Source organism: Roseateles amylovorans (assembly GCF_025398155.2).
Taxonomy (GTDB): domain Bacteria; phylum Pseudomonadota; class Gammaproteobacteria; order Burkholderiales; family Burkholderiaceae_C; genus Roseateles; species Roseateles amylovorans.
This window is the reverse complement of sequence record NZ_CP104562.2, coordinates 5136030-5157089: the sequence shown is the minus strand read 5'-3', so window position 1 is coordinate 5157089 and position 21060 is coordinate 5136030. Positions and strand designations below refer to the sequence as shown.

The window sequence follows — 21060 nt, the reverse complement described above, 5'->3', positions numbered from 1 at the left end:
CGCACCCCTTCCAGCCAAAGCCGGCGGTAGATGCAATTACCCGGAACGGTAACCCGCCTCGGTCGACATGGTTATACGATGCCGAACATAACCTCTATAAGTTGTTGCATATGTCGGAATCGCTGAACTTCGACAAGATCGAGCTCCAATTGGTGCGGGTCCTGCATACCTTGATTCTTGAGCGCAGTGTGTCCAGGGCCGCGATGCGGCTCGGCAGTACGCAGCCCGCCTTGAGCGTGCAGCTGCGGCGATTGCGCGCGCTCACCGGCGATCCGCTGCTGGTGCGCAGCGGGGCGGGCATGACGCCCACGGCCACCGCGCTGGAATTGCTGGCGCCCGCCGAACGCCTGCTGCGCGAGGCCGATGAACTCTTCGGCAGCCGGCTTCGGCGCAGCGGCTTCGATCCGGCGACGGCCGAGCTGCGCTATCGGATCGCCGCCAGCGATTACCTGGACCCCCTGTTCCTGCCGCAGTTGGTCGCTCGTCTACAGCGTCTGGCGCCCGGCGTGCAGATCGACCTCCAGCCGCTGACCGCCGAATACGACTACCGCGCCTCGCTCGCCCGCGGCGAGGTGGACTTGGTGATCGGCAACTGGCTGGAGCCGCCCGGAGAGCTGCACATGGGCCGGCTGCTGAGCGACGAGGTGGTCTGCTTGGTCAGTGACCAGCATCCGGCCGCGCGCATGCGTCCGCGCGCCTGGACGCAGGAGCGCTATCTCGATGGTCAGCATCTGGCGCCGATGCCGCTCAGCCCGGGCCAGCCCGGCGTGATCGAGCAGCACCTGGCCTCGCTGGGTCTGGAACGCCGCATCGCAGTGCGCTGCGCCCACTTCGGCCAATTGCCGCAGATGGTGGCCCGCAGCCTGTTGGTGCTGACCACCGGCCGGCTGTTCTGCCAACGCTATGTGGACAGCTTGCCGGTGACCATCCTGCGCTGTCCGGTCGCCTTTCCGGCCATGACCTACTACCAGCTGTGGCACGACCTCAGCCATGCCAGCGCACCACTGCGCTGGCTGCGCGAACAGGTGCGCGAGGTCGCCCGTGAACTGGTCAAACCGCCCACCGATCCGAATCGATCTCCTGCGCTTTCCGAATGACGTCCTCCTCATTTCCCGCCTCGGCTTCTTCCAGCTCGGCTTCTTCTGCCTTGTCCCGCTCGGCCGCTTCGGCCGCGCCCGCTCGCCTCGCGCTCAAGGGCGACTTGCTGGATTTCACCGCCGCGCCCGCCTGGGCCCGGGTAGATGACCCGGCGGTGCGCTTTCGCCCCGGTCACTGGCTGCTGATCGAGCAGGGCCGCATCGTCGGCGTCCAGGCCGACGATCCGGGCGAGGGCTGGCAGCGTGAAGATCACAGCGGGCGGCTGATCCTGCCGGGCTTCGTTGATACCCATGTGCACAGCCCGCAGCTCGATGTCATCGCCTCGTATGGAACCGAGCTGCTGGATTGGCTCAACACCTACACCTTCCCGGCCGAACGCCGCTATCAGGATCCGGACGTCGCGCAGGAGGGCGCCGCCCGCTTCCTGGACGCGCTGCTGGCGCACGGGACCACTGCGGCGGTGGTCTACCCGACGGTGCACAAGGTCTCGGCGGAAGCGCTGTTCGAGGCCGCCGCCGCACGCGGCATGCGGCTGATCACCGGCAAGATCCTGATGGACCGTCACGCGCCCGACGGCCTGCGTGACGACGTGCACCAGGCCGAACGCGACTGCTTGGACCTGATCGCCCGCCACCATCGGCGCGAACGGTTGGCTTATGCGGTGACGGTGCGTTTCGCTCCGACCAGCACGCCGGAGCAACTGGCGATGGCCGGCGCGCTGTGCCGGGCGGATCCGACGCTCTACATGCAGACCCATGTGGCCGAAAACCGCAGCGAGGTCGACTGGGTGGCGCGACTCTTCCCCGAGGCCCGCAGCTACCTGGACGTCTATGACCGGGTCGGCCTGCTCCATCCTCGCGCGGTGCTGGCGCACGGCATCTGGCTGGACGAGACCGATCGGGCGGTGCTGGCGCGCACCGGGGCCCAGATCGCCCATTGCCCGTCGTCCAACCTGTTCCTGGGCAGCGGGCTGTTCGACTGGCCGGCCCACCTGGCGGCGGGTGTGGCGGTCAGCGTGGCGAGCGATGTCGGCGGCGGCACCTCGCTGTCGACCCAGCGCACCCTGTCGGACGGCTACAAGGTGCAGGCGCTCAAGGGCCAACGGATGACGGCCTGGTGCGGGCTGCATGCCGCCACCCGGGGGGCGGCCGAGGCCTTGGATCTGTCCAGCGAGCTGGGGCACTTCGACCCGGGGACGCTGGCGGATGTCTGCATCTGGGACTGGGCCAGCGGGCCGGTGGCGCAGGGCCGGATGGACCTGGCGCGCGACCTGCATGAGCGCGTCTTCGCCTGGATGACCTTGTCCGACGAGCGCAACCTGGTGGCCAGCTATGTGGCGGGGGTGGCGCGGTTCCGACGCGACTGAGGGCCTCAGCCGGGCGCTTGGGCAGGCGCGGTTCGGGCGCTGGAGGGATGCTGGAGGGGCGCCGACGTCCAGCGCCGGCAGTCTGTCCACCGATGGCGGCAGTTGGTCAGCACGGCAGGTCGTCCTGTCGCGGCGGGGATGGGCAACACCTGTCCCCGGTTCTATAGTCGCCGACGCTGGGGTGCCACCCTGGCGAATCAAGGAGAGGTGATGACCAAGATGAATGCCAGAATCGGGACGAGGACAGCGGCGCCGGACGGGATCAGACGCCTCGCGTCCGCCTTCATGGGCCTGTGCCTGGGCGCCGCCGCGCTGCTCGCCGCACTGCCAGCCCACGCGGCCGACAGCCCTGCGGCCGGCAAGCCGACCCAGGTCCGCGCGACGAAGGTCGCGCCCGCAGCGCCGGCATCACCGCGGCCTGCCAAGCGCTACACCATCGAGCAGTTCATGGCGACCACCGCGGTCTCCGGGGCGTCGTTCTCCGCGGATGAAAAGCGCATCCTGTTCAGCAGCAATGCCAGCGGCATCTTCAATGTCTACAGCGTGTCTGTGGACGGTGGTGAACCGGTGGCGCTGACGAGCTCCAAGACCGACAGCCACTATGCCGTCGGCTACTTCCGCCATGACGACCGCGTGCTCTACACCCGCGACCAGGGCGGCAATGAGCAGAACCATCTGTACGTGCGCGAGCTCGACGGCACCGAGCGCGATCTCACCCCGGGTGACAAGCTCAAGGCCCAGTTCCTGGACTGGCATGACGACGGCCAGTCCTTCTACGTCTCCACCAACGAGCGCGACGCCCGCTACTTCGACCTCTATCGCTACGACGCGAAGACCTATGCGCGCACGATGGTCTACAAGAACGAGACCGGGCTGTCGGTGGAAGACATCAGCGGCAATGGCAAGTGGATCGCGCTGGGCCGCACCACCACCACCGCCGACACTGACGTGCTGCTCTACAACGTCGAGACCGCGCAGACCAAGCATGTGACGCCGCACCAGGGCGTGGCCGCCTATTCCGCGGCCACCTTCGATCCCGGGGCGCGGCGCCTGCTGATGCGCTCCAACGACGGCAGCGAATTCACCCGCCTGGTGGCCTACGACCTGGAATCCGGCCAGACCACCGAGGTGGAGAAGGCCGACTGGGACATCGCCTACAGCATGTACTCGCGCGACGGCCGTTACCGGGTCACCGGCATCAATGCCGACGCGACGCTGACGCTGCGCATCGTCCAGACCGCCGACGGCAAGCCGGTCGTGCTGCCCAGCCTGCCTGGCGGGGAAGTGCGCGGTGTCAGTTTCTCCCGCACCAGTGCGCGCATGGCCTTCTATCTGAACGGGGACCGCTCGCCCAGCAACCTCTATGTCTACGACTTCGGCACCCGGCAGGTGAAGCAGCTCACCCGCTCGCTGTCCAAGGACATCGACCCGGAGGAACTGGTGGAAGGCCGCATCGTGCGCTTCAAGTCGTTCGACGGCCTGCCGATTCCGTCGGTCTACTACCTGCCCAAGGAGGCCTCGCCGACGAACAAGGTGCCGGCGGTGCTCTTCGTGCACGGCGGTCCCGGCGGGCAGACCATGCGCGGCTATTCGGCGCTGATGCAGTACCTGGCCAATCACGGCTATGCGGTGCTGGGCATCAACAACCGCGGCAGTTCCGGCTACGGCAAGAGCTTCTTCACCGCTGACGACGGCAAGCATGGCCGCGAGCCGCTGTGGGATTGCATCGAAGCGAAGACCTGGCTGGCCTCGACCGGCGTGGTCGATCCCGAGCGCATCGGCATCATGGGCGGCAGCTACGGCGGCTACATGACGCTGGCGGCGATGGCCTTCCGGCCGGAAGCATTCAAGGTGGGCATCGACATTTTCGGCGTGTCCAACTGGCTGCGCACGCTGGAGTCGATCCCGCCGTACTGGGAGTCCTTCCGCCAGGCGCTCTATCAGGAAATCGGGGACCCGGTGAAGGAGAAGGACCGCCTGATCGCCAGCTCGCCGCTCTTCCACGCCAGCGAGATCCGCAAGCCCTTGATGGTGATCCAGGGCAAGAACGACCCGCGGGTGATCCAGCCGGAGAGTGACGAGATCGTCGCCGCGGTGAAGAAGAACGGTGTGCCAGTCGAGTACCTGGTCTTCGACGACGAAGGCCACGGCTTCTCCAAGAAGAAGAACCAGATGGAGGCCAACCGCCGCATGCTGGAGTTCCTGGACAAATACCTCAAGCCCGGCCTGTAAGCCGCGCCCCGGAGACGGGGCACCGCCAGACCCACGACGCCGAGCGCGATGAGCGACTCGGCGTCGTCGTTTGTGACGCTGGCGTCCGCTCGGCTGTGGGGCCTGCTGGGCATGCTGGACCCGATGGACCCGATGGACCCGATGGACCGGATGGACCGGATGGACCCGATATGGACCCGATGCGCTGCCTCGGTCGTCCGGCGGTGGATCGCGTGTGATCGGCCAGGTCAGCGTCACGGACGACGGTGTGGCGGGCCTGCGAGCGCATGTCGCCGCCGGCAGGACGGGTGTCCGACCGCAAAGGCGTGTTTCCATCGGCCTGTGCATGTGCGCCCATCTGTAACGCTCACAAGCAAGGGCAACCGGCCGGTGTGACCGGTGTACACGAGGGCTGCCCACGGCGTGGCGAGCGGCTCGACGGCTGCGGGTGCAGTTCCCGCTCGTTCCAGGGGCGATCGCCGCCTCAACGCCCGCCGCTGGTGCAACCCGACATCCCGGCGCGGCCGAAACCGGTGTCCACGCCAATTCCTGCACAGGTTGCACTGCTTACAGCCTGTTGCCGTGGTCGGCGCCATCACCTGCACGATGCACCCCTGCCCGGACTTGAGACACCTGGGCTTGTCTGTTCTTTGATGAGGGGGATTTCAGACATGCGATTCGAAGGTACGTTGGACAGCTGGTATGCCGAGCGCGGCCACGGCTTGGTGGCACCGGAGCAAGGTGGCGAACCGCTGTTTGTTCATGTGTCCGCATTCCCGATGGACGGTCAGCCGCCCAATGAAGGGGAGCGGGTCAGCTTCGAGGTTGTTGCAAAGAGTGACGGGAGCAAGCAAGCCGTCCGATTGCAGCGCCTCACCCCGTTCAGGGTGCCTGCGCAACTGCGCGCACCTCGCACGGCTTCCCGGCCACGTCCGATCGCCAAGCGGCGACGGGTGTCGGCCCTGATGTGGATGGTGATGGGCGTGCTGGCCCTGGGCTTTGGTGCCACGCTGTGGCCGCCCGCCGGCGACCCATTGCTGGCGCAGCGCGTCAGCGCGACCGCCTCCCGCTGAGCCTCAGGCTTCAGCAGTCATCGCGCAACGCATATTGCGTATTGCGTATTGCGTATTGCGAGATCATCGATTTTCTCGTGGGGGACCGGCGCTGGCGCCCGGTCCCGTCGCCGAAGCGGCCGGTCTTTCGACCGGCTGCTTTTCAAGGCCACCCTTGCGGTGGCCTTTTTTACGTCCCGTGGCGGACGGCGCGGCCAACCGCGCGCACGGCACGCGGGGGGCCGGTCACCTCGCCGTCAGATCTTCATTTCCAGCCGCACTTGCCACACGGTGAAGCTTCGGCCGGTGTTCTCGGCCAGGACGATCCGGTCCGAGGTGGTGGACACGGTGCCATTCCCATAGGTCAGCGGCACCAGGTTGCTGGCCGACACCCGCAGCGCCACGGCCGGTGAGAAGGTCCACATCGCCGAGAGGTCGAGCACCCGCTTCTTGTCGATGTCCGCCAGCACCTGCGCGCTTTGCTGCAGCAGGTTGGACGGCGTGTAGTTGAGCGAGGCGCCCAGCGTCAGCGGCAGGCTGCGCAGGCGGTAGTCGGCGCCGAGGTTGGCGGTGTAGCGCGGTTGCTGGTCCAGCTTGTTGTGGGGGCCGGGAATGCCGTCGACCGCCGAGTGGAACAACGACAGGTTGCTGCGCAGGTTGATCGGCAGGGCGTCGCTCAGGTATTCATCGAGCCGGAACTTGGCTTCGAGCTCCACGCCGTAGGTGGTGGCGTCACCGATGTTGCGCGGCCTCACCACATAGCGCTGCACCGGCGCGTAGGGCACCGTCTCCAGCACCGCCTGGCTGCGGATCAGGTCGGTGATCCGCCGGTAGAAGAAGTTGGCGCTGAGCAGCCCGCCCTTGGACAGGTATTTCTCATAGCCGATCTCCACCCCGGTGGCCATCTCCGGCTTCAGGCCGGGATTGCCCATCCGGTCCGGCGAGTCGATGGTGTTGGTGGTGCAGGGCAGGGCGGGGTCGTCGCAGGGATAGCGGTTGCTGAGGCTGAGCCGGCCCACCACATCGTTCAGATTGGGTGAGCGGTAGCTGCGGGTCAGGCTGGCGCGGATCTGCTCCCGGCTTTTCTCGTCCAGCTTGTAGACGCCGTGCAGCAGCGGGGTCAGCACGTGGGAGGTGTTGCTCACCGGGCCCTGGTTGTTGCGGCTCTCGGTCTGGATGCCTTCCCAGCGCAGGCCGGCATAGAACCCCCATTGCTTGCCGACGCTCCATTCATCCTGCGCATAAGCGGCGAATCGGCGCGTGGAGGCAGTGACGTTGTCGCCGAAATCGGCCAGGTAGGCGCAGTTGCGGGCCGGCTGCGCGGCGTCATAGGACTGCGCGCACAGCCGATCCTGGTTGCGGGTCGTGCCTTCGCCTTCGAGGCCGGCCACCAGGTTGTGATCGTTGTCCATCTGGTGCGTCAGCTTCGAGTTGAAGCTCCAGGAGGTGTCTCGGCTTTTGGTGTCGTCGTCCTGGATGCGGTAGAAGGCGCCGCTGTTGGTCTCCAGTCGATGGCTGTCGCTGGACATCGTCATGCGGCCCACCCCCACCCGCGTCTCCAGGCGCGAGGTCTCATTGAGCCGCTTGTTCCATTGCACATTCAGCCGGGCCATGGTGGCGCGGCTGTCGCCGTCGGTGGCGGCGTCGGTGTAGCGGATGTGGTCGATGTCGTCGGCCGGCAGTGCCGGCGTCTGGACCTGGTTGAAACGACTGGTGCTGCTCCCCCGGTTGACCATCACGAACGGCTGGATCGCGACCGTGTCGCCACCGCCGAGCTTGAGCTGCAGCCGGCCGGTCAGGTTGAGGGATTTGCGCTCGTCGCCGCTCTGGCCGCTGTTGGTGAGCAGGGTCTCGCGGGTGATGTTGCCGGCATCGTCCAGCAGGCGGGTCAGCGAGCGGGAATTGATGTCGTCCAGCCGCTTGTGCTGCATTGCATTGACGGTGAGGTTGTAGGCATTGCCCTCGTCGTCCAGCTTGTCGTTTCGGGTCCAGCTGAGGCTGGGGGTGACGCGGTCGCGCTCGAGGGTGGTGGCGAGCCGAACCTCATTGAGACGCCGCTGCAGCGCCTCGCGCAGCACGACATTGATGGTGCCGGCAATGGCGCGGGCGCCGAACTCGGCGGTGGGCGCGCGCATCACCTCGATGCGTTCGATCTGCTCGGGCGGCAGTTCGTCGAGCGAGAAGCCCGGCGGCATGCGTTCCCCGTTCACCAGGATCTGGGTGTAGCCACCGCCCATGCCGCGCATGCGGACCTCGCCGCCGCGGCCGGGACGTCCACCGGTGGTCACGCCGGGCAGGCGCTTGAGCACCTCGCCGATGGTGCTGTCGCCGTAACGCTCGATCTCTTCGCGGCCGATGATGATCTTGGAGGCGGTGGAGGCGCGCCGCTGGTCGTCGTCCCGCGAGGTGCCCTGGATCTCGACCCGGTCCAGTTTCTGGGGATCCGCCGGCGGGCGCGGCTGGGGTGCGGCGTCGGGCCGCGCGCGCGGCGCAGGGGTCGACGACGGCGTGGCGGGCGTGGGACGGGTGGCCAGCGGTGGCGTGTCCTGCGCGGGTGGGGCGGTCTGGGCCCAGGCCGACGGGCCGACGGCCAGCATCAGGGCGAGTGTCAGCGGGCGAAGGGGCAGGTCGCGGGCCTGGTGCACGGTGGCGCTTGCGGAGCGCGAGGGGCGCATTGAACGAATCGAGGGCCGCAGTGGCGCGGAAGCGCTGGATGTCGGCACCGAGGCGGGGGCCGACGCGAGTGCCGAGGCGAAGGTCGACGCAGGGGCGGACTCAGGGGTCGACGCAGGGGTCGACGGGGCGACGGAAAACGGGAAAGGGCAGCGGGTGCGTGTCATCGTGAAGGCAATGGCAAGGCAAGCGCGGCAGGACTTGGCGTAGGGCTGGGACGCGGCGCGGGAAGGAGGATCGTGTCAATGCTGACAACGCTGGCAGGATCGCATGCGGCCCGCGCGCGGCTGTTTGGCACGAGGCACTTTCATCGTTCTTTACATGGTCTGATGGGCCGGCGCGACGCCCAACTCAGGAGAAACCCTGAACGGGCGTCGCGAATCCCGAAGCGCGTGTTCGAGCGGTCCGCAGTGCGCGATGGCTGCCGGCGTCGGCCAAGAACGACTTGATCGGTTCAGGCATGGGCGCCGGCCAGTCTGCGCGAACGAATGAAAAAAGCCACCGCAGGGGTGGCTTGGTTCGAAATGGGGTATCCGGACGCTGGTGACGGGTTCCAGCACTCTGCCCTATGGCGCAGCCGATTGGTTTGTCTCGGATGCTTTGCATTGTGCCGATCGAGTGTGACAGCTCTTTGACGAAAAGCAGGCGATTGATGGCTCAGTTGCTGGATTCATCGGCTGGGTGGATCGGCGAATGAGCGGGCCGTCATTGACGTGGTGTTTGCCGAGTGCTTTGGAATGCGCCAAGCGCGCTTGCAGGCCGGTCCTGCGCGCGGAAGACGTCGGTCGGATCGCCTGCGCCATGAGGGGCTTCCAGGCGACCTTATCATCGACCGCCACTGGACGATCGGATCGCCATCGCCATCGCCATCGCCATCGCCATGGCGTCCATGGCGTCCATGGCCATCGTCACCCGTCTCATTGCCACCGGGAGAAGTCATGAAGCGTCGAGCTTGCGCATCATCGGAATCGTTCGGCCCAGTCGGTGGGCCCCGCCGTTGCGGTGGTTTCCGGTGAGGCGGCTGCTTCATCTCACCCATCGTCATAGGTCGCCGGCGACCAACCAGGCCCTGGGCCTGTTGCTGGCGTTCAATGCCGGGGCGGTGAATGCGGGCGGCTTTCTGGTGTTGCAGCGCTACACCTCGCACATGACCGGCTTTGCCTCGCAGTTGGCGGACGGCGCGGTGCTCGGGCAAACGACCTTGGTGCTCAACGCGCTGGGCGCGATCCTGGCGTTTCTGGCGGGCGCAGCGGTCTGCGCCTTGCTGGTCCATTGGGCCCGACAACAGCATTTGCGTTGTGTCTATGCGCTGCCGCTGCTGCTGGAGGCGGCGCTGCTGTTTCCCTTCGGCCTGATGGGCGCGATCACGCTGGGTTGGCACACCCCGTTCGCGGTGCCGCTGACGGTGCTGTTGCTGTCGTTCATCATGGGCCTGCAGAACGCGGTGGGGTCCAAGACCTCCGGCGGGCGCATCCGCACCACCCACATGACGGGCAACATCACCGACCTGGGCATGGAACTGGGCAAGATGCTGTATTGGAATCGCCAGGCCGCGCGGCACGGGGCGGTGCCCGATGCAACGGCGGTGGGCGTGCATCACAACCGGCAGCGGGCGGCCATGGCCGCAGGTCTGCTGGGCAGTTTCGTGCTGGGCGGTTTTGTGGGCGCGCTGGGGTTTCAGCGTGTCGGATTCATCTGCGTGGTGCCGTTGGCGGCGTTGTTGTTCGCGCTGTCGGTGATGCCGATGCGGCGCGACTGGGCACGGTGGCGCGCGATTGTGTGGGGCGGCTCCTGAGGAAGCGGTTTCCGGACCCACGAGGCCGGTCTCGAATCAATACCCCGCTCGGTTGGCGGATGTGCTCGGGCACTTCCTGCGCCGACAAAAAAAGTCCGCTCGACTTGAGCAATGTCCGGGACGGACGCTGCTCAAGCGGAGCGGATCAAGGGGGTTTGAAATGGTGAAACTGAACGAGACAAAAGAACAAGAACGGGCTGACAGCGCCGCGAACAGACGCAGCTAAACGATCCGCTGCCATCCCTTCGCGGCCATCCCTTCGCTGATCAGCACGCTGAGTTCAAAGACCCAGCCATGACGCGCTGAAAGAACGAGTCGCTCAACCCAGCACGCCGGTGGCCAGTCCCAGACAGGACAGCACACCGATGCACAGCACCCAGGCGTCGGCATTGTTCAGCGAGGACCAGACTCGTTGCTTCAGGACTTGCATTGCCATCTCCAGAACGGTGCCGGCTGACGGGGTCAACGGCGGGGTGGCGCCACTCCGGTTGAAGCGGCGGCCGGCTTGCCTGCCGGATCTCTCGATCCGACAGGCCCGGCAGCGATGGAGAGAATGTACTGTATGTCCATACAGTATTCAACAGGGTCGATCCGAATGGCGATCGAGGCTCGCCCGCGCTCCGGTGGTGCTGAGCCTGGAGAGGCGGATGCCGCGTGGTGGCCTGGTAGCGGCAGGATCGCAGATCGCCTGAGACGGCAGGAGGGCGATGGCCTTGGCCTGGCAGCGGTGCGGTGGCCGAGGGATCGTATCGCTCAGGTCGAAGGACATGGCCCCGGGATGAACCCGGGGTCTCCGGCCCGGAAGCTGTGACACGCCCCCCGAGCTGATCGCACTGGGGCGCAAAGACATGCCGAAGGTCTCGACGATGCCGATCGATGCCGATCGCCGCCTGCCGACGCCGGAGGATCAGGCCGCGGCTGTTTCGGGCTGCTTGCCGTCGTCCAGGGATTCTTCCAGCGCGGGCGTCGCGGCGCGCGCGGAGGCAGCACGTCGCGCACCATGCGGCTTGCGCAGCCACAGGTAGAGGCCGCTGCCCAGCACGATGATGGAGGCGATGTCCAGCAGGGCCCAGATGATCTTCATCGGCATGCCGCCGTAATCGCCGAAGTGCAGCGGCTGCGACACCAGCAAGGCGGTCAGGTACCAGGGCAGATCGGGCGAAGCGGTGAGGGCGCCGGTGCGGGCGTCCATCAGCATCGGCTTGAGCAGCTTGGAGGTGAGCGGCGTATCGCCGCGCATGAACACCGTGTTGTGGTGCGGGCTGGAGAAGGATGTGCCCGGGAAGGCGATGAACGACATCTTCATGCCGGGCGCCGCGGCTTTGGCATTGTCCAGCGCCTGTTGCAGCGGGCCGCGTTCGGCCGCGGGCACCAGTGGCTGGTCCTTGTAGGGGGCGATCAGCGTGCCGACTTCGGCGTATTGCCAGTACTTCACCAGCAGGTCGGCCCAGGTGTTGATCATGCCGGTGGCACCCACCACGAAGAGCCACACCAGGGTGACGATGCCCAGCAGGTTGTGCAGGTCCAACCACTTGATGCGGGTGGAGCGGCCGCGGCGCACGTCGCCGAAGTCCAGCTTGCGCATGAACGGTGCATACAGCACCACGCCGCTGACCAGCGCAATCAGCAGCAGCAGACCCATGAAGCCGAGGAACAGCTTGCCCGGCAGGCCGGCGAACAGGTCCACATGCAAGCGGAACATCAGGTCCATGAAGCCTTCGCCGACCTTGTACTGGCCGACCAGCTCTCCAGTGCGCACATCCACGGCGACCGACTTGTAGTCGTCGGTCGGCGCCGGTGTGGGCGTCAGCGTGAACCACCACAGCCGCTCGTCGTCGTCCGACTGGCCGGCGAACTGGACGATGCGGTCCGGATGCGTGGACAGGGCCGCCTTGATCATGGTGTCCGCATCCACCCGGTGGTTTGCCAGATGGGCCTTGTCCGCCGGCAGCTCCGGGGCTTCGATCTCATCGCCCAGGAGATGGCCGATCTCATGATGGAAGATCAGCGGCAGGCCGGTCAGGCACAGCAGCAGCATGAACAGCGTGCAGATCAGGCTGGTCCATTTGTGCAGCCAGGTCCAGATGCGGATGGAACGGGAGCTGAGCATGGGCGGGTCCTCGTGAGGATGACGGGGCGTCGGCGGTCGGGGGCAGGGGCTGGAAAAACCGGGAGGGTTCCGGACGGTCAGGCGATGGCGAGGAAGACGGCGGGCGCGTTCAGGCTGAACGCTCGCGCCGCCAGCTGAACCAGGCCATCACCAGCACCGGCAGTCCCAGCGCAAACCAGGACCACACATCGCCCCAGTGATCGGACACCAGCGCGGACAGCAATCCGCTGGTGCTCAACACACCGATCGCCGTCGGCCACGCCCACAGGCGTCGAGATTCGGGAGAGAGCATGCGCGGCGCTTCTTAATGACAATTATTCGCATTCTAGCCAGGCGCAACGCCCCGATGCGCGGCTCGACCGAAGTTGATGGATGCTTGTGCGAGATTGACAACGCGCGAGTGCGGTCGTCGCGGGCGCTCGGCCCGCGACGTGGGATCGTCAGGGCGACCTGCGGAGCCGCCGGCGACGTGCGGGGGGACCGCGGGATGCGATCGTTGCTCGCTGGCCCGAAGGTGTTGCGATCCAGATGCCAAACGAATCCGGAGCGCGCCCGACCGCACGCTCAGACGGTCGTGCCCTGCTTGGCGGCTTCCAGCCGCGCCGTCTCTTGCCGAGCCAGGTACTGATGGATGCTGGCCACCACCTGCGCACCTTCTCCAATGGCGCCGCCCACGCGCTTGACCGAGCCGGACCGCACATCGCCGACGGCGAACACGCCGGGGATGCTGGATTCCAGCTGCGCCGGCTCATAGTGATCCAGTGCGCACTCGCAGGCCCGGCCGGTGACGATGAAGCCGGCCTTGTCCAGATGCAGTTCGCAATCGGAGACCCATTCGGTTTCCGGCTCTGCACCGATGAACAGGAACAGATGCTGCAGCGCCAGCCGCCGCTCCTTGCCGTTGCGTCGATCGCGCCAGGTGACCGCTTCCAGCGCGCGGTCGCCCTCCAGCTTGCAGATTTCCTGATGCGGCAGGAGCTCGATGTTGGCGGTGCCGCGGATCCGGTCGATCAGGTAGCGGGACATGGTTTCCGCCAGACCCGGTCCGCGCACCAGCATGATGACCTTGGCCGCATGGTTGGCCAGATAGACGGCCGCTTGACCAGCGGAATTGCCGCCGCCGACCAGCACCACCGTCTGCCGGCTGCAGATCCGTGCCTCGATCGGCGAGGCCCAGTACCAGATGCCGCGGCCCTCGAAGCGCTGCAGGTCCTCGATGGCCGGGCGCCGATAGCGGGCGCCGGTGGCGATGACGGCCGTGCGGCTGCGGATGGTGCGTCCGTCCTCCAGCGTCAGGTGGAGCTCATGATCTTCGCCGTCGCGGCCGCAGCCCATGCGGGTGACCTTGGCCGGGATCAGCAGGTCCGCGCCGAATTTCTGGGCCTGGACGAAGGCCCGGCCGGCCAGCGCCTGACCGGAGATGCCCGTCGGGAATCCGAGGTAGTTCTCGATCCGCGAACTGGCGCCGGCCTGGCCGCCATAGGCGCGGCAGTCCACCACCAGGACCGACAGGCCTTCGGACGCCGCATAGACCGCCGCCGAGAGTCCGGCCGGACCGGCGCCGATGATCGCCACGTCATACAGATCGGCGCGTTCACGCATGTCCACCATGCCCAGGCAACGGGCGACCTCGTCGTCGCTGGGGTTGATCAGCACCGCGCCGTCGGGGCACAGCACCACCAGCTCCACACCGTCCTTCATGTATTGGTCGGCGATGGCGCGGGCGTCTTCATTCTGATCGGGCTCCAGCATCTGATGCGGAAAGCCGTTGCGGCCGAGGAAGCTGCGCAGGCGCATGACCGGCGCCGACTTGGCGCGGCCGATCAGCGTCGCACCGCTGGCGCCCGCCTCGATCAATCCGACCCGGCGCAGGATGAAGGCGCGGGTGAGCCGCTCGCCCAGATCCGCCTCGCCGATCAGCAGCGCCCGGAGTTGTGGCGGCGAGACCTCGACCGCCTCGACCTCGCTTTCCGCCTGGGCATCCACCAGCGACGGCCGTCCGCTGAGCTGTCCGACCTCGCCCATGAACTGACCCGGTCCGTGCCGGGTGATCAGCTTGCTGTGACCCAGGCTGTCGCGTTGCGAGATCGAGACCTCGCCGCTGAGGATCAGCATCATGCCCACGCCTTCCTCGCCGGCACGCACCACCCACTCGCCGGCGGAATAGCGCCGAAGTTGTCCGAAACGGGCCACGCGGGCGATGTCCGACACGCCGAGCGTGGGGAACATCTGCTCGCTGCGGGTATCCATGATGTTGGGCTGCTGCGCCATCGAATCCTCCTGTCACCTACCCTAACCGAGCCCATGCATGCCCGCAAGCGCCGTAAGGGGGAGGCGCAGGCCGGCAAGGGGGCACAGTGGCATACCGGAGTCCCGGCCCTGGGCATTGGCCGCGCCCGCCGAACGTCGTGCCATCACGCCCGCACTCTGGCACCATCACGCCCCTGACTCTGGAGCCCTCATGGACTTGCCTTCCCACCAGCTCACGATGACCGTGCTGATGACGCCCGACATGGCGAACTTCTCCGGCAATGTGCACGGCGGCACGATTCTCAAACTGCTCGACCAGGCCGCGTATGCCTGTGCCAGCCGCTATGCCGGCCGCTATGTGGTGACGCTGTCGGTGGACCAGGTGATGTTCCGCCAGCCGATCCATGTCGGCGAACTGGTGAGCTTCCTGGCCTCGGTCAACTACACCGGGCATTCGTCGATGGAGATCGGCATCAAGGTGGTGACCGAGAACATCCGCGAGCAGGTGGTGCGCCACGCCAACAGCTGCTTCTTCACCATGGTGGCCGTGGATGACGCCGGTCGCCCCGCCTCGGTGCCCCCGCTCACGCCCACCACGCCGGATGAAAAACGCCGCCGTGAGGCGGCGATCGAGCGCAAGAAGCTGCGGCAGGAACTGCAGACCCGTCACCAGGCGCTGCGCAGTTCGGTGCTGCCGGGCGAGACCGGCTGAGGCCGTGAGGCCGTCCGGCGGAGCGGCCCGCGCCGCTTCCCGCCAGCACCACGCTGCAGGACCCGGTGTCACGCGTCAGGCATCAGCCATCGGCCGTCAGTCGTGCATCGGGCATCAGCCATCAGCCATCAGCCATCAGCCAGCCAGTTGCGCCGGGTTCAGATACTGTTGACGGAAGGTCTCGAAGTCCAGCGTGTCGGCCGCCTCGATGGCGGCCTGCGCCTCCAGCGACGCGCGTGCAGACGCCTCGAAGCGGTCCATGAAGCCGTCCGGCGTCGGCTGCGCCAGCACCTGATCGCGCGCCCAGGCCGATTGCGCTGCGGTGAACGACAGGTGCGACGACCCGTGATCCGCCTGCATCGCGGCCAGCACCCGGGCCGAGGGCAGGTCATCCGGCGTGACCCAGCGCTGACGCGCCAGATTCAGCGCGTCCAGGTACAGATGTCCACCGAGGGTGGCATCCAGCTTCTCGGCGATCGGCGTGAATTCATTGAGCAGCGCCTGGCCCCAGTCCCGCAGCGACACCCGCGTCTCACCGCGCTCCAGCATCAGGCCGGGTTGCCGGCCGGCGGAGGCCGTCTGCTGCTGGTTGCGCGCCAGCGCGGCCAGCTCGGCCGGAGTGTCGTCCGGGCTGTCGGTCAGCCAGCAGTGCAGCAGGAAGATGTCGATGAAGCGCATCGTGCTGGCGGCAATGCCGACCGGCTCGAAGGGGTCCAGGTCCATGCAGCGGACCTCCACATATTCCACCCCACGCTCGCGCAGAGCATGCAGCGGCCGTTCGCCCGGTCGGATGGTGCGCTTGGGGCGGATCGTGCCGTAGAACTCGTTCTCGATCTGCAGCAGCGTGGTGGAGAGCTGGTTGTATTCACCGCCCGGATTGACGATGCCGATCTTCTCGTAGGCGGCATAGGGGCGGGTCAGCGCTTCCTGCAGCGAGGCGGCATAGCCGTCCAGGCTGTTGTAGCTGACCGAAAGCGACGACTGCGCATCGCTCTGGTAGCCCAGCCGTCCCATGCGCAGCGAGGTGCCGTAGGGCATGTGCAGCGTGCCTTCAACCTCACCCAAGGGCTGCAGGCCGTGGTCGCGGCCGGCCACAAAGCTGCCGCACAGCGCCGGTGAGGCGCCGAACAGCGTCAGCAGCAGGAAGGAGTGGCGGCGGAAATTCCGGATCAGCGCAAAGTGATCGGCATTGTCCAGGCCCGGCAGCGACCAGTTGTAGTGGATGCCGGAGATGGTTTGCATGCGACGACCGTACCGGTGTCCCAGCCCCATCCGGTAGACGCTCTTGGCCCGGCCGATGTTGGACGAGCCGTAGCGACCCAGCGGGATGGTTTCGTCGGCCGGCAGCTTGCAAGGCATGCTGGAGGCCCACATCAGTTCATCACCCAGGCAGCGATGAACCGCCTGATGGATTTCGGTGAGTTGGGTCAGACAGTCGTCGGCAGAGCGGTGCACGCCGGTGATGAGCTCCAGCTGCGATTCGCTGAAGTCGGTCGTCACCGTTTCATGTGTCAGGGCCGAGCCGAGGGCGGTGGGATGGGGCGTCAGCGCCAGGGTGGCGCCGGTGGGCTGGGCGCGCAGGCTCTCCTTCTCGACACCGCGGCGCATGCCCGCCAGACGTGCCGGATCCAGTTCTGCCAGTCGCTGCAACCAATCGCTCAAAACCCGCTCCTTCGTTCGTTGTGGGCGCGCAAGTTAACAGAACTGCGCGAATCCCGCTTGACTTGGATTTATGCAGATTGTGCTAAACGACGGCGCGTTCGACGCAGTTGTTGATCAGAAGTGAATCCGGCCGCCAACGCCGCCTGGGCCGGGCGCATCCCGCGGTCCAGTTCCCGACGGGCCAGTTCCAAACGGATGGCGCGCAGATAGTCCAGCGGCGTGGTGCCGCCGTGCTGGGCAAACAACCGGGTGAGGTGGCGCGGGGTCACATGGGCCACGTCGGCCATGCGGGCCAGGCTCCAGTCCTGGCGCGGCTCGGCACAGATGGCGTCCTGCACCCGGTGCAGTGCCGGATGGAGATGGTGCCGGTTTGCCAGCAGCGGCGAGAGTTCCGGATCCTGCGGACCCCGGCGCAGATACACCACCATCACCTGCGCCACGGTGGCGGCGATGGCTTCTCCGCAATGGACGGCGATCAATGCCAGCACCAGATCAATGCCCGCCGTGATGCCGGCGCTGCTGGCCAGCGGACCATCCAGCACGAACACCCGGTTGGCCTGGACGTCGGCATTCGGCGCGAGCGCACGCAAGGCATCGAGCGATTCATGATGGGTGGTGCAGCGGCGTCCGGCCAGCAGGCCGGCACGAGCGGCCAGCAGGGCCCCGGCGCAGATGCTCACCAGCCGACCTTCGCCGCCGGCCAGCAGCGCGCTGCCTTCTTGATGCAGCCAGCGTTCCATGTCCAGCGCCTGGGCCTGCTCGGCGACGCCTGGCGGTGGATCATCCGGATGCGGATGACGTCTGCCGCTCAGGATCAGCCAGTCTCGCTCGCCCAGCCGCGGCAATGACTCCAGGCCGCCGAGTGGCAACCCGACCGAACTCACCACCTCCGCCTCGGCGCCGCAGTAGCGCAGCCGGAAAGCCTCCGGCTCGCCGCGCCGGCGCAGGGCCTGGTTGGCCAGGCGCAGCGCTTCCGCCGCACCGGCCAGGTCCAGCAGCAGGGTGTGCGGCTCCACCAGCATCCAGACGTCGATTCGAGACATCACGACAGTATGCCGCGCCCGCACGCCTGCGGTGCCGCGCGGCCTGGGGGCACCCGCGCTCAGGCGGCTCACTGCGCCCGATCCAGCGCCTGCTCGACGCTGCAGATCTGCGCAAACCGGTCCTGCAGAACCAGTTCAGTGCGCAGCTTGATGTCCGCCACGCTCAGGGTCACGCCGCTGGCATGTCGCATCGGGAAGGTGAGGGTGGCCTCGGTGACATAGTCGACCTCCCAGCCCGCATCGCTGGCATGCCGGGTCGTGGTCTCGCAGCATTGCTCGGTCCGGATGCCCGTCACGATCAGCCGGCGGATGCCGTTTTCGGTCAGCCAGACCGACAGCCCGGTCCCGACCAGCGCACTGTGGCGCCGCTTCAGGAACTCGGCGGCCACCGGCACCTGCGCCAGCTCCTCCAGCGGGCGGACATGGCCGCTGACCAGCGCAAACGGGTTGTCCGGGGTGTCCGGCCCGTCGCTGTGCAGGATGCGGACGACCGGCAGGCCGCGCGCGGCCGCGCCGTCCAGCAGGGCCCGGGTGCGCGCCAGGAACTCAGGCAGCGCGGCGGGATCCCAGTACGGACGATGGCGGAACGACTCCTGCACATCGATCAGCAGGACGGCCGTGTCCGGGCCGGTGCGGCGGGTGGGGGGCGTGGTCGGCGCGGTGGTGGGCGCGGGCGAGGAGGACGTCGAAGAAGACGAGGAAGCCGAAGCGTTGGGCGAGGTCGTGGTGGTCATGGTGCGTTCCATCAGGGTTGATGGTGCCCATGATGCGCAGCGGCAGACGTCTCGTCGCGCCGGCGCCGGACCAGTCGCGGTCAAATCAGGACATCACTTGCCGCTGCGCGCAAGTCCGTTGCGGCCTGCGGATCCGCCGCTTCCGGCTGAGCGGTCACGGGCGCGCGGTCCGAGACGTCCGGGGGCTCGGGATCAGTCCTCGCGGGTGACGCGCACCGACAGCGGCAGCTTCGGTGCCAGATCCAGGGCTTGCCAGCCCTTCAGGCCGATGCGGCGCAGGGTCTCGATGTTGGCCTCGTAGATGGCATCGGTGTCCGGCATCGACTCGACCGCGCGTTCAATGCTGTCCTCGCGCAGCAGGTGCAAGGTCGGATACGGCGAGCGATTGCTGAGGTTGTCCACATCGTCCGGCTCCGTGCCATCGAACTGATAGTCCGGATGGAAGCTGGCCACCTGCAGCAGGCCGTCCAGTTCCAGGTCGTCGACCAGGGCATCGGCCGCGCCGAGGAAATCGTTGTAGTCCAGGAAGTCGTTCAACACCCAGGGGTGGACCAGCAAGGTGGTTTCGGTCTCTTCCGGATCCGCCCGGCGCAGCGCCAGCAGCTCCCGGGCCAGATCCTTGAGCAGGTCTTCCGGCGTGCGGGCGGCGCTGACGACGATCCGCAGCCGCTGGTTGACCTCCACGCTCTTGGCAAACGGGCAAAGGTTCAGGCCGATCACGGCACGCTGGACCCAGCGATGGGTGTCCTGGCGGACGGTCTGTTCCTGGTCGTCGGTCATGGCGGCGGGCGGGGTGTCGGTCGGAGGGGCGGTCATCGGGTCGGGTCTGGAAACGGAATGGCGGAGCGGCGGAACAGCGGAACAACGGAACAGCGCCATCGCTGAACAGCGGAACCCTTGCGGAACGGGAAGCGGCGCCACAGCGCAGTGGAAAAGCGGATCACCACCGGCCATCGGTCGACGGCCGTGCGGCCCGATGGGTCACCGGCCCCGTTCAGCCCGGCGATCCCAAGGGCCGATGGATCAGCGAGGCTGTTTGAACCAGGCGTCGACCAGGCGGACCCACATCGATCCGCCCAGCGGGATCAGATCGTCGTTGAAGTCGTAGCTGGGGTTGTGCAGCATGCAGGGGCCCAGGCCGTGGCCGCCCTCACGATGGCTGCCGTCGCCGTTGCCGATCAGGAAGTAGCAGCCCGGCACTTCCTGCAGGTAGTAGCTGAAGTCTTCGGCGCCCATGGTGGGCTCGAATTCCTGGACATTGGACGCGCCCACCATCTCGGTCACCACGCGCCGGGCGAAGTCGGTCTCCGCCGCATGGTTGATGGTGGGCGGATAGTTGCGGTGGAAGCTGAACTCGCACAGGACCTCGAAGGCCTGGGCGGTCGCCTCGGTGATGGCCTGCATCCGGCGCTCGATCAGGTCCAGCGTTTCCAGGGTGAAGGTGCGCACTGTGCCCTGCATCTCGCAGTGCTCGGGGATCACATTGGTGGCCTCGCCGGCATGGATCATCGTCACCGAGATCACGCCCGCATCGATCGGCCGCTTGTTGCGGGTGATGATGGTCTGGAAGGACTGCACCAACTGCGCCGCCACGATCACCGGATCGCTGCCCAGGTGCGGCATGGCGCCGTGCGCGCCCTTGCCTTTGATGATGATCTTGAACTCGTTGCTGGAAGCGAACACCGGGCCGGTCTTGAGCGCGAACTGCCCGGCCGCCATGCCCGGCCAGTTGTGGACGCCGAACATCGCCTCCATCGGGAACTGCTTGAACAGCCCGTCCTTGATCATCTCCCGGGCGCCGCCGCCGCCTTCTTCCGCCGGCTGGAAGACCAGGTAGACCGTTCCGTCGAAATCGCGGTGCCGGGCCAGATGCTTGGCAGCGGACAGCAGCATCGCGGTGTGGCCGTCATGGCCGCATGCATGCATCTTGCCCGGGTGCTTGCTCGCGTGCGGGAAGGTGTTGTGCTCGGTGATGGGCAGGGCGTCGATGTCGGCGCGCAGACCCAGGGTGCGTGGACCCTCGCGGCCTTTGAGGATGCCGACCACGCCGGTCTTGCCCAGGCCGCGATGCACCGGGATGCCCCAGTCGGTCAGCGTCTTGGCAATCAGGTCCGATGTGCGGTCTTCCTTGAAGCACAGCTCCGGATGGGCGTGCAGGTCGCGGCGCAGGGCGGCGATGGCCGGTGCATCGGCCAGGATGGGTTCGATCAGCTTCATGGGCGGACACTCCGGATGTCGATCGGCGCGCTCATCGCGCCGTCACGGGCGGGCGCGGGATTCGCGCCGCTGCCGCAGAAACCACGGCACCGATCCGGTCATGACACGGGGCGCCACGGATGCGGCCGAGTGTACCC

At 67.1% G+C, this 21060-nt stretch carries 15 protein-coding genes; 6 read left to right on the top strand and 9 right to left on the bottom strand.

What is annotated here, in order from left to right; genetic code table 11:
- The first annotated feature begins 110 nt into the window (after positions 1-110).
- From N4261_RS21340 to N4261_RS21325, 4 genes are all read left to right on the top strand, one after another.
- Entirely contained in the window at positions 111-1097 is a 987-nt protein-coding gene (locus tag N4261_RS21340; RefSeq protein ID WP_261757262.1) for a LysR family transcriptional regulator, read from the top strand.
- Complete coding sequence (gene guaD, locus N4261_RS21335; RefSeq protein WP_261757261.1) at positions 1094-2464, top strand: guanine deaminase; 1371 nt, start codon at positions 1094-1096, stop codon at positions 2462-2464. The genes N4261_RS21340 and guaD overlap by 4 nt, the downstream gene beginning before the upstream one ends.
- Before the next feature lie 210 nt (positions 2465-2674).
- A complete protein-coding gene (locus N4261_RS21330) occupies positions 2675-4696 on the top strand; it encodes a S9 family peptidase (RefSeq protein WP_261757260.1) in 2022 nt (673 codons plus the stop codon).
- A 650-nt stretch (positions 4697-5346) separates the two neighbouring features.
- The gene (locus tag N4261_RS21325) at positions 5347-5748 is read left to right on the top strand and encodes a cold-shock protein (protein ID WP_261757259.1); all 402 of its coding nucleotides are present in this window, start codon (positions 5347-5349) and stop codon (positions 5746-5748) included.
- A gap of 236 nt (positions 5749-5984) precedes the next feature.
- Here N4261_RS21325 and N4261_RS21320 read toward each other — a convergent pair whose 3' ends face one another.
- Positions 5985-8402 carry a TonB-dependent receptor plug domain-containing protein gene (locus N4261_RS21320; protein ID WP_261757258.1) on the bottom strand — a complete coding sequence of 806 codons (2418 nt, stop codon included), beginning with the start codon at positions 8400-8402 and terminating at the stop codon, positions 5985-5987.
- A gap of 1010 nt (positions 8403-9412) precedes the next feature.
- Here N4261_RS21320 and N4261_RS21315 point away from each other — a divergent pair.
- Positions 9413-10195, top strand: coding sequence for a YoaK family protein (locus N4261_RS21315; RefSeq protein ID WP_261757257.1), 783 nt, complete (start codon positions 9413-9415; stop codon positions 10193-10195).
- Between the two features lie 907 nt (positions 10196-11102).
- Here N4261_RS21315 and N4261_RS21310 read toward each other — a convergent pair.
- From N4261_RS21310 to N4261_RS21300, 3 genes are all read right to left on the bottom strand, one after another.
- Positions 11103-12305 carry a PepSY-associated TM helix domain-containing protein gene (locus N4261_RS21310; RefSeq protein ID WP_261757256.1) on the bottom strand — a complete coding sequence of 401 codons (1203 nt, stop codon included), beginning with the start codon at positions 12303-12305 and terminating at the stop codon, positions 11103-11105.
- A gap of 109 nt (positions 12306-12414) precedes the next feature.
- Positions 12415-12597, bottom strand: a complete 183-nt coding sequence (locus N4261_RS21305) for a hypothetical protein (protein ID WP_261757255.1) — start codon at positions 12595-12597, stop codon at positions 12415-12417.
- A gap of 272 nt (positions 12598-12869) precedes the next feature.
- Entirely contained in the window at positions 12870-14576 is a 1707-nt protein-coding gene (locus N4261_RS21300) for an FAD-dependent oxidoreductase (RefSeq protein WP_261757254.1), read from the bottom strand.
- Between the two features lie 190 nt (positions 14577-14766).
- Here N4261_RS21300 and N4261_RS21295 point away from each other — a divergent pair, with 190 nt between their 5' ends.
- Positions 14767-15267, top strand: a complete 501-nt coding sequence (locus N4261_RS21295; protein ID WP_261757253.1) for an acyl-CoA thioesterase — start codon at positions 14767-14769, stop codon at positions 15265-15267.
- A 135-nt stretch (positions 15268-15402) separates the two neighbouring features.
- On the opposite strand, the gene gshA is transcribed toward N4261_RS21295, so the two are convergent.
- The 5 genes from gshA to N4261_RS21270 form a co-directional block, all read right to left on the bottom strand.
- Complete coding sequence (gshA, locus tag N4261_RS21290; protein WP_261757252.1) at positions 15403-16929, bottom strand: glutamate--cysteine ligase; 1527 nt, start codon at positions 16927-16929, stop codon at positions 15403-15405.
- A gap of 68 nt (positions 16930-16997) precedes the next feature.
- Positions 16998-17972, bottom strand: a complete 975-nt coding sequence (locus N4261_RS21285; protein WP_261757251.1) for a GlxA family transcriptional regulator — start codon at positions 17970-17972, stop codon at positions 16998-17000.
- 68 nt (positions 17973-18040) lie between these two features.
- Positions 18041-18706, bottom strand: a complete 666-nt coding sequence (locus tag N4261_RS21280) for a cysteine hydrolase family protein (protein WP_261757250.1) — start codon at positions 18704-18706, stop codon at positions 18041-18043.
- A gap of 192 nt (positions 18707-18898) precedes the next feature.
- Positions 18899-19522, bottom strand: coding sequence for a DUF1415 domain-containing protein (locus tag N4261_RS21275; protein WP_435531961.1), 624 nt, complete (start codon positions 19520-19522; stop codon positions 18899-18901).
- 207 nt (positions 19523-19729) lie between these two features.
- The gene (locus tag N4261_RS21270; protein WP_261757249.1) at positions 19730-20923 is read right to left on the bottom strand and encodes a M20 aminoacylase family protein; all 1194 of its coding nucleotides are present in this window, start codon (positions 20921-20923) and stop codon (positions 19730-19732) included.
- Between the last annotated feature and the right edge of the window lie 137 nt (positions 20924-21060).

Excerpts from the sequence above, each read along its gene's own strand:
- N4261_RS21340 (WP_261757262.1), top strand. The coding sequence starts at position 111 with ATGTCGGAATCGCTGAACTTCGACAAGATCGAGCTCCAATTGGTGCGG.
- guaD (WP_261757261.1), top strand. The coding sequence starts at position 1,094 with ATGACGTCCTCCTCATTTCCCGCCTCGGCTTCTTCCAGCTCGGCTTCT.
- N4261_RS21330 (WP_261757260.1), top strand. The coding sequence starts at position 2,675 with ATGACCAAGATGAATGCCAGAATCGGGACGAGGACAGCGGCGCCGGAC.
- N4261_RS21325 (WP_261757259.1), top strand. The coding sequence starts at position 5,347 with ATGCGATTCGAAGGTACGTTGGACAGCTGGTATGCCGAGCGCGGCCAC.
- N4261_RS21320 (WP_261757258.1), bottom strand. The coding sequence starts at position 8,402 with ATGCGCCCCTCGCGCTCCGCAAGCGCCACCGTGCACCAGGCCCGCGAC.
- N4261_RS21310 (WP_261757256.1), bottom strand. The coding sequence starts at position 12,305 with ATGCTCAGCTCCCGTTCCATCCGCATCTGGACCTGGCTGCACAAATGG.
- N4261_RS21305 (WP_261757255.1), bottom strand. The coding sequence starts at position 12,597 with ATGCTCTCTCCCGAATCTCGACGCCTGTGGGCGTGGCCGACGGCGATC.
- N4261_RS21300 (WP_261757254.1), bottom strand. The coding sequence starts at position 14,576 with ATGGCGCAGCAGCCCAACATCATGGATACCCGCAGCGAGCAGATGTTC.
- N4261_RS21295 (WP_261757253.1), top strand. The coding sequence starts at position 14,767 with ATGGACTTGCCTTCCCACCAGCTCACGATGACCGTGCTGATGACGCCC.
- N4261_RS21285 (WP_261757251.1), bottom strand. The coding sequence starts at position 17,972 with ATGTCTCGAATCGACGTCTGGATGCTGGTGGAGCCGCACACCCTGCTG.
- N4261_RS21280 (WP_261757250.1), bottom strand. The coding sequence starts at position 18,706 with ATGACCACCACGACCTCGCCCAACGCTTCGGCTTCCTCGTCTTCTTCG.
- N4261_RS21275 (WP_435531961.1), bottom strand. The coding sequence starts at position 19,522 with ATGACCGCCCCTCCGACCGACACCCCGCCCGCCGCCATGACCGACGAC.
- N4261_RS21270 (WP_261757249.1), bottom strand. The coding sequence starts at position 20,923 with ATGAAGCTGATCGAACCCATCCTGGCCGATGCACCGGCCATCGCCGCC.